Origin of the sequence: Streptomyces sp. NPDC007162, from assembly GCF_040634175.1 — a bacterium.
In the GTDB taxonomy this organism is placed as follows: domain Bacteria; phylum Actinomycetota; class Actinomycetes; order Streptomycetales; family Streptomycetaceae; genus Streptomyces.
In genome coordinates this window covers 1-11,394 of the sequence record NZ_JBEYFC010000284.1, presented here as the reverse complement: position 1 = coordinate 11,394, position 11,394 = coordinate 1, and the positions used below count along the sequence as shown (strand labels likewise).

Below are 11,394 nucleotides of genomic sequence, written 5' to 3'. Positions count from 1 at the left end.
CACGGAAATCACCCTCTCCTCCTGACCCCTCAATGAAGATCAGGATGATCAGACGATCGCGAGGTGGGTCACCGTTGATCCGCCGTTCAGCGGTCAGTAGTTTTCACCCGTCGCCGAGATTGACGGGCCAGCTCACCCACCCAGCTGGTCAGCGACTCCCCGGGGATCGGTTGAACCACCGGTCCAGTCAGCGTGCGGCGCGGTGGGCGACGCTTCTGCGCGGTCTTCTTCACGCTACTCACGTCGCGAATCCTGTGACAGGTAGCGCTCTGCCGAACCGTGGCTTGAGGGCGGACCACCAGTGTGAGGGACCGAAGTCTGTCGTCGTTTCCTCCATCCCGGCCGGTGGCATGTCACCCGTCAGGACGCTTCCATGGTGTTATTCGAATAACAACATGGAAGCGTTGGAGCATGAACGATGCCCACCTGGATGGCTACGACGTAGTACGCCCCGTCGTCATCGACTCCTCGAAGCGCATGCTCCTCCTGATCCCGTACGGACCCGACGAGGAGAACTGCTGGACCCTGCCGACGGTCCCCGTGCGCTCCGGTGAGACTTGCCGTCGGTCGGCAACTCGCCATCTGCGGAAGGTCGCGCACCTCCCGCCACTGCGTATCTCGCCGCTCATTGGCCGGCTCGCCTGCAGGGACGCATCACACGGGGTCCAGTACGTCCTCGTAGTCCGCTCTGTGGCGGAAAGCTGGCCGCCATCCGTCCGCTTCGCACTCGCACCGGAGGCCTGCTGGTGGACAACGGCCGAATTGCGGTCAGCCGGCGCGGTGGTCGATCCCGCTGAGCTGCTCGACTTCATGGATGGCTACTGGGAGGGGTGGCTGCCCGACGGAGAGATCTCGCTCCAGTGACCGACCGAGGCCGCAGTTCTCGTTCTCAACTCACCGCAGCAGGAGGACAAGCAGTGACTTTGCATGCCATTGAGATCACCCTGACCCGCTCCGTGGACACCCTTGAGCTAAGGGCCGCTCAACAGGAGAGCTGCCTCCCTTTGGCAGCAGCCGACGACCGCAGACGGCTCGTGGTCCTCGTCTCGGCCAAGAACGAAGGGCGGGCGATGCGCAAGATCTGGAAACGGCTGGAGGACGCACTTCCGATCGACGTGCTCTGCAGTCTCTTTCCGGGGTCGGACGGCAAGTACCTGATGAGCATCCCCATGAGCGACGAGACCTATGAGCGGATCCAGGCGGGCGCCTCGGCGGAGGGGAAGACCCCGGAGGAGTACCTGCGGGAGGCGATCGCCCAGGCGCTCGCTCGTGAACGGACCACACGCCGAGCGCAGCTGGAGTGCTCGTTGAACGGGCTGCTGCGTACCTACAGCCCTGAGGAGATCACCGGTGCGGCTGCGCGGCGGATCAAAAGGTGATCCCAGGTGCTGGTGCTCTGCGGGAGTCTTTACGGGACTGGTCCCTCCGTTCCCGTACCGCTCAGGTGGCCTGTTCTTATACTTGTGGCATGGACCAGGAGCTGGAGCGAGCCGCGCTCGTCGCGTTGTTGCGGCGCGGGGATCGCCCCTGGCCGGAGCTGACCGACCAGGTCGAGACCGTCGGCAGCGCCCGTGATGTCCTGGAAAGTGCCCTCGACGCCTCCGGGCAGGCTGCCCTCTTCGACACCGCGCCAGCCGTGGATCTGGAGTCGATCGCCGCAGAGATCGCTGCCTGGGACCGCGAGGGCATGCGGCTGGTGACGATTCTGGACGAGGACTATCCGCTGTGTCTGAGGCTGGTCCACCAGCGCCCTCCCTTCCTGTTCCTGCGTGGCACCCACGTCGAGGAAGACCTGCGGGTCGCGGTCGTCGGCACCCGCAATCCCACACCTGAGGGCATCGACCATGCTCGGGCCATCGCGGGCGGGCTCGCCGAGCGTGGCGTCACGGTAGTCAGCGGACTGGCTGCCGGAATCGACACCGCCGCCCATGGAACGGCTCTTGCTGTCGGAGGCCGAACCGTCGCTGTCATTGGTACCGGCCTACGCCGCTCGTACCCTGCGCCGAATGCTCGTCTGCAACAGGAGATCGCTGAGAGGGGGCTGGTCATTTCCCAGTTCTGGCCGGACGCGCCTCCCTCGAAGGCGTCCTTCCCCATGCGCAACGCCGTAATGAGCGGATACAGCCTGGCCACGGTGGTGGTCGAGGCGGCCTATCGAAGCGGCGCTCGGATGCAGGCCCGCCTCGCCCTGGAGCACGGTCGCCGCGTCTTCCTGATGCGTTCTCTCATGACTCACGAATGGGCGCGGGAGTACGCCACCAGGCCGAACACGAGCGTCATCGACACTGCGGACGACGTCTTCGGCGTCCTCGATTCTCTCGTCCCCACCACGGGCGAGCTGACCTGGGCGTAGTCGGCGGCCTCGGGTGACAACAGTCGTCGGACTGTCCGACCGGTACGCCAACTTCCTCGTCCATCCCCTGATGTCCGGCCCGGGTGTCTGCCAGATCTGCCGCGGTACCGCGAACGTCGGCTACCCAAGTTGCAGACAGTGCCAGCAGACCGGCAACGTCCTCGGCGCAGGAGTCGCCGACGTAGTTGTTCCGGTAAGCCTGGCCCTCAAGGGTGAGCAGTACGCCAACGAATTGTGGCGCTACAAGAACGCTGCCGGCCCGCAGCAGATGTACTTCCGTACAGGCTTGGCAGCCGTTCTGTGGCGCTTCCTGGCCCTCCACGAAGGCTGCGTTGCGGCTCACTGCGCCGTACCCGGCTTCGACATCGTCACGACGGCACCCAGCACGAGCGGTCGCGAGAACCACCCCCTGCGCACCATTACCGCCGAGATGGTGGAGGTCACCCGCGATCGGTACCGCGACCTGCTCGCACCGGCCCCGGACGCGGCCGTTCTGGGCCGGAACCCGTCTCGCTCGCGCTATACCTCGGCAGCGCTCTGGGGTGAGAACGTCCTGGTCATCGACGACACATGGACCAGTGGCAATCACGTTCAGTCCGCATCTGCAGCGCTGAAGGCAGCGGGTGCGGGAGGCGTGGCGGTCGTCGTCCTCGGACGGCACCTGAACACCTCGTACGGTGACACGGCCACGCTTGTCGAACAGGCGCGGTTACGTCGGTTTTCCTGGGACACGTGCGCACTCCGGCCTTGGCACCACGGCTGAGTCCGATCGCTGCATCCCGGCTCAGCCATCACCTGCTGGTGAGCATTTCTCATCGCTCGACGAGCCACACCTCAACAGCCCGCCATTTTCCAGATTTCATGATCTTCCGGTAGGAGATCTCAGACCCGATGCGAACCTGCGAAAACTCTTCCATGGGGCGGAAGTCGGTTGCGTGGAAGAAGATGTCGCTCCCGCCGTCCGCGGGTTTTGCGAAACCGAATCCCCTCTCCATTTGAACTGTCTTAACGGTTCCGTACGCCCGATCGTTGCCTTCGTTGGAGCTCACACCCAACCAACGCGCCAGTGATACGTTGATGAGAGTCGAAGCTTGCTTCAGGTAATTGTCCGAAGTTTTGATGCCAATCCCTCGAGACAGGCTCCTTGCATAGTTCACACGATCCCGGACCAAGTCGTCGGCGGTGACGCCTTGGAGGCTTTCGAGTACTTCCTTCAGCCCTTCCAGGAGCTCCAGGCAGCCAGCGTAATCGCCGAGGCCGTACAACCTTCCTGCTGCGGACATAGCTGACTTCACATAGATTTCAAGCACTCGTGACTTGATTTCCAGCGCAGTCTCGGGACTGTTCAGGAGTGACAGACAGGCCTCACGGGCTCGTTCGTCATTCCCGAGCTGCTGATGTGTTTTTGCGATTTCAATCCTGATGGTCGAGCTTCCGGGGTCGAGGCTCGCTGCTTTTTGGAGAAACTTCAGCCCGACTTGCGGCTGGCCGAAGTCTTTGATAAGAAATCTGGCGTAAAACCAGTTCAGTGCAGAGCTCTCTGAGTTGAGTTCAAGGGCTTTCTCGAATGCGGCGTTTGCTCCGTGTAGGTTGTGTCCAGCGGTGCGCGCCAGGGCCTCGATTCTGTAGCATTCGTGATAGTCAGGGGCGAGCTCTTGGGCATCTGTAATAATCTCAATAGCTATGGCTAGTTCGCTGCGATAGATGAGGCTCAAAGCTTCGAGTAGCTTGGCTGCAACACTAAAGTCTTTTGCTCCGCGAACATCGAGCGAGTTCGCATCGTAACGGTCAAGCTTAGACTTTAGGGTGATCTGTTCCCCGTAGGCGAACAATCCGGCATTTCGCTCCCGTAGCCAGCGCTGCTCCTCTTCGCTTACGGGGTGATGCTTTTCTAGATAGCTCAGTGCGAATTCGCTCAGTTCATACTCTGTCACTACCGCATTTCCGGCGGACGCGGTACGCATCAGTACAAAATTAGTCGTGATTAGCTCAAGGATTGCTGTCTGAAGAGGTTTGACATCAAGCTCATTCAGGTAGGCGAGTTCAGCCTGATTGTGCGTACCTGCAAGAGTTTGCAGGGAGCGGAGGACTAGTCTTCCCGTTTCGGAGATGTAGTCGTAGACGTTGGACATGCAGTAATCCAGAAGTAGCCCGCTTTTCAAAGCGTCCTCAGGTCGTCGGCCAGATTGGACTACTGAAACAAACCATTTGATGTACAGGGGGTGCGCTGATGTTCGGTCAATGATGCTATCTACTGTGGCTGGACTAAGATTTTGCAGGGCATTAACGCTGCGGATTTTTGCCAGGGATCGGAGGAGATTGATCGCCTCTCCTTTTTCAAGCGGCTCAACACGGATCGGGTTCTCTAGAGCACCGATGCCGATCCGGCTGGTGATAAGCACTTTGCTTCCATTCGGGAGCTCTCTGAGGAACTCGCGAAGCTTAGCGTCCAGCACCGTTTCGAGATTGTCGAGAATCAGCAGCACTCTAAAGTGCTGCATGTACTCGAGCACTTCTTCCATAGGGTCATTAGTCGCAGGCTTGCCGCCAAGTTCTTCGGCAGCCAACCTCAGCATGCCCAACGAATCTTTTACGGCTCCCTGGATTCGCTTGATCTCCCCCGCAGTAAGGAGCGCGTTCCTTGCGGTCGTCCACACTACGGCGTCGAAGGGATTGTCTGGTGAGTCAAGAATCTCGTAGGCAGCTTTGAGGGCTAGCGAGGTCTTGCCGATTCCTCCGTCACCTACGAGACTAATGACCGGATAAGGACCTCGGATGGTTCTGATCAGAGATCGTGCGACTGATCGCCGGCCAATAAACCCGGTCTCATCAAAGTCGGGTATAGGGAGATTATGGCGAGTTCCGGAATCGAGGGAAACGTCCGGGAATCGAATCTCTAGGCCCAGAACAAAAGATGGGTCCCTGTCCAATTCTGCGAGTACCTGATCGCATCTTGGGGTGTCAATTTGAGAAGCTTGCGAAAAATGCTTTACTACGTCCAAGGCTGTGGGCAGGTCATCAAAATCTAGGGGGCGTGTGTGTGCGACGCGGTTTCTTACAGGGACGAGTTTTTGGAGAAGGGGAGTGTTCTCGCGAATGAAATCTGCTTCCCGTTGTTCAAGGTTTCGGCTGGCAGAGTTTAGGATCTGGTAGGAATCGGCGAAGTCGACGTACGGAAGCAGGTCCGGGAGGCTGGGAGAAGAAGAGCTTCCTTGATCTCTTGAGAAACGCTTTAGAGCCTCTTCTGCGCGCTCCGTGCCAAGCACTTGTTCTGCCGGTACGCCGTACATCGCAAACTCGATACGGAGCCTGAGGTCTTCCTCGAGTGCAGAAAGCAGAGCGAAGCAGGTTAGGCGGGTTGCGCTGAGACCCATGATTTCCCCCATCTCGGCAGGTAGTGGGACTCAAGATTAGGGTCGCGGGCCGCGCGTGTCATGCCGACTGGAGCGGTTCTGCCTAGTGGACGCCTGTTAAGTACGCATACGGACCGTTAGATGCGTCTGATGGTTCGGCTCAGCATCCGAGAGGCGGGAGCTTCAGCAGCGTGCTATGCGCCGCTGCGGCTCGGTCGCCAGTGCACCAACCGGCTGTCCCACATTGACCACGTCACCGGTGAGCCCGCGCGCCGCAACAAACACGATCACCTCCGCGCCATGCTTCACATCGATGTCAGGAAGATCGAGAACGTGCCCCACGGCGCCGGATGGTGCTACGTCGAACGCGTCCAAACTGGCAACAGCCGTGCCGCAACACTCGACGGGGCCCGCAGAATATGCCACGGGCCACTGCGGGGTATCGCATCCGTCCACACCGTCGTCGACGACCACTCCCGCGTTGCCTACGCCGAGATCCGCGATGACGAGAGGACCGCCACGGCCGTCGACGTCCTGCACCTTGCGGTCGTCTGGTTCGCTGGCCCGCGGGGTGAGCACCGAACAGGCCCTGACCGACAACAGCCCTACCTACCGTTTCCGGGACTGGTGCCAAGCCTGCGCCGAGCTCGGCATCACACAGAAGAAGACCCGGACGGCCGTAGACGAACGACAAGGGCCAGCCCTTACACAGAACCCTGGCGGACAGCTGGGTCCTGGGCCACGCCCGTACCCACCAGCGCCGTGGGAATTGCTCACCATCGACGTGGGAAACGATCTCTGACACTCCGATCGTGCCCCTGGTCAGCGCATTCCGTCGGTTCCCCACAGAGAAGAACCGACGGAACGGGTCTTCACCAGTGACGAAAGTCACGGTGAGGCCAGGCCCGTTCCTCGTTGTGGTGACGGGCTGCGGCCCGGTCGAGGACGTGGCAGGCCCCGGCGGTGAGGTATCTCACGGTCGGGGCCCTGCTTTTTTGTACTGCTCGTTGTTCTCCGGGTGGTGCTGGGGCGGCTCGCGAGTGTCTCCAGTCATTTCTTGATCTTGCCCTTGGCGCACCAGTTGCCGGTGATCTCCTCGGTACGGCCCTTCCTCTCGCCCCGGCCGTACACGTGGGCGTTGTGGAAGAAGTCGATGCCGGTGTCCCGCGCCGCGTTCATGTGCGTTCGAGCTGCGTGTACTTCATGACCGCGTGGCCCACGGCTTCCGGTGCGCTCCAGGTGGGAGCGGGGAGGAGGGCCAGGGAACGGCAAGGGGCGGCAAAGGCGGTTGACATGGACGCCCCGCGGTGATTATCTGCCGATGCAGAGTTTGAAACTTCAAGCTACCTGGTTTCGACACATGAGACGTTTGGAGCGCACCATGCCCTCTACTGCCCCCACCACCCCCGCCCGCAGAGCCGTCGTCGCCTTCCTCGCCGCCGCCGCGGTCCTGGGCGCGGCCGCCGTACCCGCCGCGGCGGCCCCGCACGGCCCGGCCGCCGGACACACGGCGCACGGCCAGGACGGCTACGGCGACCTCGCCCGCTTCGGCTACCAGAAGGCCGTCGCCATCACCGTCGTCAAGAGAGTGTTCGAGCACGGGGACACCGCGGTCGTCGACCGCTTCGTATGGCCGGACTACATCCAGCACAACCCGACCGCGGCGGACGGGGCGGCGGGTCTCAAGGCCCTGGCCACCTCGATCCACCAGCAGTTCCCCGACGCGCGGTACAACGTCAAGCGAGCCATCTCCGAGGGTGACCTCGTGCTGCTCCACTCGAACGTGGTGCTGGTCCCGGGCACCAAGGGAGCGTCCGTCATCGACATCTTCCGCTTCCAGGGCGGCAAGATCGCCGAGCACTGGGACGTGATCCAGAACGTGCCGGACACCACGGCCAGCGGCAACGACATGTTCTCCACGCTGAGTTCACCGCAGGTCTCGCAGCCCCTGGACCACCGGCTCACGCAGGCCAACAAGGCACTGGTCACCAAGGCCTTCGACGAGCTCATGGTCCACAAGGACCTGAGTGCCCTCGACCGCTACTGGGACCCCGGCTACCTCCAGCACAACACGCAGATGCTGAACGGCGTGCCCGCCGCGAAGACCGGCCTCGGCGGTTACTTCGCCTCGGCACCGCAACTGACGGTCACCCCGAAGCGGATCGTCGCCGAGGGCGACCTGGTGGCCGTCCACAGCCACTACGTCAACTATCCGGGAGACCGGGGCGCGGCGATCCTGGACCTGTTCCGGGTGCGGAACGGCAAGATCGTCGAGCACTGGGACATCATCCAGAACGTCCCGGAGACCTCGGCCAACGGCAACGGCATGTTCTAGAGACCGGGGCCCCGCCCGTCAGCGGTGTGCCGGTCCGTCGACGTGCACGGTGGCTGACACCGCCCGGGTGCGGGTGCCGTCGGCCGCCTCCCGGGCGTCGCTGACCCGGCCGGCCGGCCGCCGTCTCGGGGCGGGTGTCGGGTGCGGTGGGGTCCAGGACGCGGTGCGGGCGCAGGAACGGGTGACCTCGCGGTCGGGGGTGTCGGTGAGGCCTGGGTCTGGGCCTGGACGCAGCCCTCGATCAGCGCGAGGTTTTCGCGAGGCGTTCGGCCACGGCGTTTCCGTAACGCCGTTCCGAGACGCCGTCGCTGACGGCACGCCCGCACCCGGCAACGGTCCGAGCGGTACACAGCCGCCCTCGACCGCTCCGCCCGCACCGTCCACGACCACACCTCACGGCCAGGGATCAACAACGCCTGATGAACCGGCGACCGTCATGGGGCGCCAGGGGCAGGCTCTGGCGGCGTCCGAAGCCCGCGACGGTGATGCCGGATCAAGGGCAGGAACTTACGCGTTCGCGTCGCGGAGCGTGCGCAGGATGCGCTCGAGGTGGCGACGGTCCTCGGCTGAGAGTGGTGCGGCGAGGTGGTTGCGCAGGTGGGAGACGTGGGCGGTCAGTGCGTGGTCGAGCGCCTGACCGCCCTTGTCGGTCAGTACGGCGAGTGCGGCTCGTCGGTCGGCAGGATCGGGGTCGCGGCGGATGAGTCCTTCCTTTTCCATGCGGTCCGCGAGCCGGGTGAAGCCGCCCGAGCTGAAGGACACGGCCTCTGCCAGGTCCGTCATGCGGAGCTGGTGGCCGGGGGTACGGCCCAGTCGCAGCAGCACTTCGAACCAGGTGTGCGGTATGTCGAGATCGCGGTTCACCAGAGGTTTGATACGGCTGTGGGCCTCCACGAAAAGACCGAAAAGCGTCACGTCGTCGTCATTCAGCAGTTGCTCGTTCACTCCTCAAGGATGACAGAAGGACGCGAGCGGAAGAATCTGTCATTGCAATATCTGCTCTAGCAGATATATTGTCTGCGTCGGCAGATACGTCGCCGTGTCCACCCCGCAGATGTGGAGTTCGCCCCATGGGAAAGCGCGTCCTGGCCGCCTTCGGCGCCGTGGCTCCCCTGGGCGGCGTCCTCCCGTCCGGCCTGTCTGACCATCGCGCCCGCACGGACGTCGCTCCACCCGCCGGCCGCAAGGGCATCTTCGACCACGCCACCACGAACCCGCTCGGCCTCGGCCAGTTCATGAGCGACCGCGCTGCCCTCGACCCTCACAAGGCCCGCCTCAGCCCCTGCATCGGCGATGTACACGGCGCCAACTCGTCCGACCCCACGTCCTCAGCCTCCACCCGATCGACCTGCCGGGCCCCCAAGGCCGCGCCCCTGCTCGACACGGGCTGCCCGCCTCGACCCGGTTCACGTCGTACACCTCGCCGCGAGGCGATTTCCCCGACCACCACCCTTCACCCGAGGAAGCACGCATGAGCACTCTCTCCTTCAAGGTCCTCGACCTGGACTTCCCGGCCGGCAGCAAGAACAAGACGGCCACCCTCGTCACCGGCGAGAGCGAGGCCCTCCTCGTCGACGCCGCCTTCACCCGCGCCGACGGCCACCGCCTGGCCGCCGAGATCCTCGACTCCGGCAAGACACTGACCACCGTCTTCGTCTCGCACGGCGACCCCGACTTCTACTTCGGCGCCGAGGTGATCGCCGACGCCTTCCCCGAGGCGAAGTTCGTCGCCACCCCGATCGTCATCGAGCACATCAAGCACTCCTACCAGGGCAAGCTCAAGGCCTGGGCGGCGCTCGGCCCCAACCTCCCCACCCGCCTGGTCGACCTCGAGCCGCTGACCGGCGACCTCACCCTGGAAGGCCACCGCTTCGAGCTCAAGGGCGGCCCCGCCGGCCTGCCCGACCGCCACTACCTCTGGCAGGCCGAGCACCGCGCCCTGCTCGGCGGTGTCCTGCTCTTCCAGCAGGAGCACGTCTGGGTCGCCGACACCGCGACCCCCGGCGACCGCGCCGCCTGGATCGACCTGCTCGACGAGATGGCCGCCCTCGACCCGGAACTGGTCGTCCCCGGCCACCGCCTCCCCGGCGCCGCGGCCGACGCCTCCGCCATCACCGCCACCCGCGACTACCTGGTCGCCTTCGAGGAGGAGCTCGGCAAGGCCGCCGACGGCGCCGCGCTGAACGACGCCCTCGTCAAGCGCTACCCCGACAACGGCATGCTCATCGCCGCCCAGATCGGCTCGAAGGTCGCCAAGGGCGAGATGAAGTGGGGCTGACCATGAGCGAGTTCGCCACCTCCACCGCGCCCGCCGACGTCGTCCGCCGCCAGTACCTCGCCTCCGCCGCCGGCGACCTGGACGCCCTGCGCGCCACCCTCGCCCCCGACGTGGAGTGGACCGAGATGGCCGGCTTCCCCCTCGCCGGCACCTACCGCACCCCCGACGGCGTCACCGCCAACGTCATGGAGCAGCTCGGCAAGGAGTGGGACGGCTGGGCCGCCCACGACGACACCTACGTCGTCGACGGCGAGAACGTCGTCGTCCTCGCCCGCTACACCGCGACCAACAAGGCCACGGGCAAGCCGATCGACGTCCGCGTCGCCCACCACTTCGTCGTACGGGGCGGACTCATCGTCCGCTTCGAACAGTTCGTCGACACCGCCCTCGTCCGCGAGGCCATGAACGACTGAGTCGTACCGCACCCACCGCGAGGCAGGAGACAGACATGTCCGCTGCGGACAACAAGGCACTCGTGATTGCCTTCTACGAGCAGGCATTCAACGACTACCAGCCCGAGGCGGCCGCCGCCGCACACCTCGGCGAGAGCTACACCCAGCACAACCCCGAGGCGCAGGACGGCCCGGGTGCCTTCGTCGGCTATGTGCACTGGCTGCGCGGGCAGTTCCCCGACCTGCGCCTGGACATCAAGCGCGTGATCGCCGAAGGGGACCTGGTGGTCACCCACAGCAACCTGCACCTCAAGCCCGGCGACCGGGGCATGGCCGTCGCGGACTTCTGGCGCGTCGCCGACGGAAAGATCGTCGAGCACTGGGACGTGATCCAGGAGGTGCCCGAGAAGAGCGCCAACAACAACACCATGTTCTGACCCCACAAGCAGCACGGCACCCGTGCCGTACCCGGGCGCCGTGCTGCTCTGCTGCCGTGGTCCAGCCGCACCACACAGACAACCGAACAGAACAGAACAGAACGGACAGAAAGGCTCCCCCACCATGAACAGCCTTCCCAGTCGACGCCGCCTGCTTGCCACCGGAGCGGGCGCCGCTCTCGGTCTCGGTGTCGCCGCTGCCTCCGTCACCCCCGCCCAGGCCGCCACCGGCCAAGCCTCCGCGGG

12 protein-coding genes and 1 pseudogene are annotated in these 11,394 nt (G+C 64.2%); 9 read left to right on the top strand and 4 right to left on the bottom strand.

Features of this window, described 5'->3' with window-relative positions; genetic code table 11:
- The first annotated feature begins 411 nt into the window (after positions 1–411).
- The 4 genes from ABZ646_RS28310 (at position 412) to ABZ646_RS28295 (ending at position 3,116) form a co-directional block, all read left to right on the top strand.
- Positions 412–864 (top strand): hypothetical protein, encoded by a 453-nt coding sequence (locus ABZ646_RS28310; RefSeq protein WP_319337605.1) that lies wholly within the window; start codon positions 412–414, stop codon positions 862–864.
- A gap of 140 nt (positions 865–1,004) precedes the next feature.
- A complete protein-coding gene (locus tag ABZ646_RS28305) occupies positions 1,005–1,379 on the top strand; it encodes a hypothetical protein (RefSeq protein ID WP_360524654.1) in 375 nt (124 codons plus the stop codon).
- Positions 1,380–1,468: 89 nt separating this feature from the next.
- Entirely contained in the window at positions 1,469–2,353 is an 885-nt protein-coding gene (locus ABZ646_RS28300; RefSeq protein ID WP_319337609.1) for a DNA-processing protein DprA, read from the top strand.
- 13 nt (positions 2,354–2,366) lie between these two features.
- Positions 2,367–3,116 carry a hypothetical protein gene (locus ABZ646_RS28295; protein WP_319337612.1) on the top strand — a complete coding sequence of 250 codons (750 nt, stop codon included), beginning with the start codon at positions 2,367–2,369 and terminating at the stop codon, positions 3,114–3,116.
- Positions 3,117–3,165: 49 nt separating this feature from the next.
- Here the strand turns inward: ABZ646_RS28295 and ABZ646_RS28290 are convergent, their stop codons facing one another.
- From ABZ646_RS28290 to ABZ646_RS28280, 3 genes and pseudogenes are all read right to left on the bottom strand, one after another.
- Positions 3,166–5,739, bottom strand: a complete 2,574-nt coding sequence (locus ABZ646_RS28290) for an NB-ARC domain-containing protein (protein ID WP_360524650.1) — start codon at positions 5,737–5,739, stop codon at positions 3,166–3,168.
- Positions 5,740–5,889: 150 nt separating this feature from the next.
- A complete protein-coding gene (locus ABZ646_RS28285; RefSeq protein ID WP_360524647.1) occupies positions 5,890–6,246 on the bottom strand; it encodes a hypothetical protein in 357 nt (118 codons plus the stop codon).
- A gap of 525 nt (positions 6,247–6,771) precedes the next feature.
- Positions 6,772–6,897, bottom strand: a pseudogene (locus ABZ646_RS28280) (aldo/keto reductase); the annotation flags it as partial.
- Between the two features lie 190 nt (positions 6,898–7,087).
- Here ABZ646_RS28280 and ABZ646_RS28275 point away from each other — a divergent pair.
- Positions 7,088–8,041, top strand: coding sequence for a nuclear transport factor 2 family protein (locus ABZ646_RS28275; protein ID WP_360524644.1), 954 nt, complete (start codon positions 7,088–7,090; stop codon positions 8,039–8,041).
- 507 nt (positions 8,042–8,548) lie between these two features.
- Here ABZ646_RS28275 and ABZ646_RS28270 read toward each other — a convergent pair.
- Positions 8,549–8,986: a MarR family transcriptional regulator gene (locus tag ABZ646_RS28270; protein ID WP_360524641.1), complete on the bottom strand. Its 438-nt coding sequence runs from the start codon at positions 8,984–8,986 to the stop codon at positions 8,549–8,551.
- 125 nt (positions 8,987–9,111) lie between these two features.
- Here ABZ646_RS28270 and ABZ646_RS28265 point away from each other — a divergent pair, with 125 nt between their 5' ends.
- From ABZ646_RS28265 to ABZ646_RS28250, 4 genes are read left to right on the top strand one after another with little or no spacing between them, the layout of a single operon-like run.
- Positions 9,112–9,516, top strand: a complete 405-nt coding sequence (locus ABZ646_RS28265) for a hypothetical protein (RefSeq protein ID WP_360524638.1) — start codon at positions 9,112–9,114, stop codon at positions 9,514–9,516.
- Positions 9,513–10,319: an MBL fold metallo-hydrolase gene (locus ABZ646_RS28260; protein WP_360524635.1), complete on the top strand. Its 807-nt coding sequence runs from the start codon at positions 9,513–9,515 to the stop codon at positions 10,317–10,319. The genes ABZ646_RS28265 and ABZ646_RS28260 overlap by 4 nt, the downstream gene beginning before the upstream one ends.
- A gap of 2 nt (positions 10,320–10,321) precedes the next feature.
- Positions 10,322–10,732 carry a nuclear transport factor 2 family protein gene (locus tag ABZ646_RS28255; protein ID WP_360524632.1) on the top strand — a complete coding sequence of 137 codons (411 nt, stop codon included), beginning with the start codon at positions 10,322–10,324 and terminating at the stop codon, positions 10,730–10,732.
- A gap of 35 nt (positions 10,733–10,767) precedes the next feature.
- Positions 10,768–11,148 carry a nuclear transport factor 2 family protein gene (locus tag ABZ646_RS28250; RefSeq protein ID WP_360524629.1) on the top strand — a complete coding sequence of 127 codons (381 nt, stop codon included), beginning with the start codon at positions 10,768–10,770 and terminating at the stop codon, positions 11,146–11,148.
- The last annotated feature ends 246 nt before the right edge of the window (positions 11,149–11,394 follow it).

Bases quoted from the DNA above. Each gene is read 5' to 3' on its own strand.
- ABZ646_RS28265 (WP_360524638.1), top strand. From the start codon at position 9,112: ATGGGAAAGCGCGTCCTGGCCGCCTTCGGCGCCGTGGCTCCCCTGGGC.
- ABZ646_RS28310 (WP_319337605.1), top strand. From the start codon at position 412: ATGAACGATGCCCACCTGGATGGCTACGACGTAGTACGCCCCGTCGTC.
- ABZ646_RS28250 (WP_360524629.1), top strand. From the start codon at position 10,768: ATGTCCGCTGCGGACAACAAGGCACTCGTGATTGCCTTCTACGAGCAG.
- ABZ646_RS28275 (WP_360524644.1), top strand. From the start codon at position 7,088: ATGCCCTCTACTGCCCCCACCACCCCCGCCCGCAGAGCCGTCGTCGCC.
- ABZ646_RS28255 (WP_360524632.1), top strand. From the start codon at position 10,322: ATGAGCGAGTTCGCCACCTCCACCGCGCCCGCCGACGTCGTCCGCCGC.
- ABZ646_RS28300 (WP_319337609.1), top strand. From the start codon at position 1,469: ATGGACCAGGAGCTGGAGCGAGCCGCGCTCGTCGCGTTGTTGCGGCGC.
- ABZ646_RS28290 (WP_360524650.1), bottom strand. From the start codon at position 5,739: ATGGGGGAAATCATGGGTCTCAGCGCAACCCGCCTAACCTGCTTCGCT.
- ABZ646_RS28260 (WP_360524635.1), top strand. From the start codon at position 9,513: ATGAGCACTCTCTCCTTCAAGGTCCTCGACCTGGACTTCCCGGCCGGC.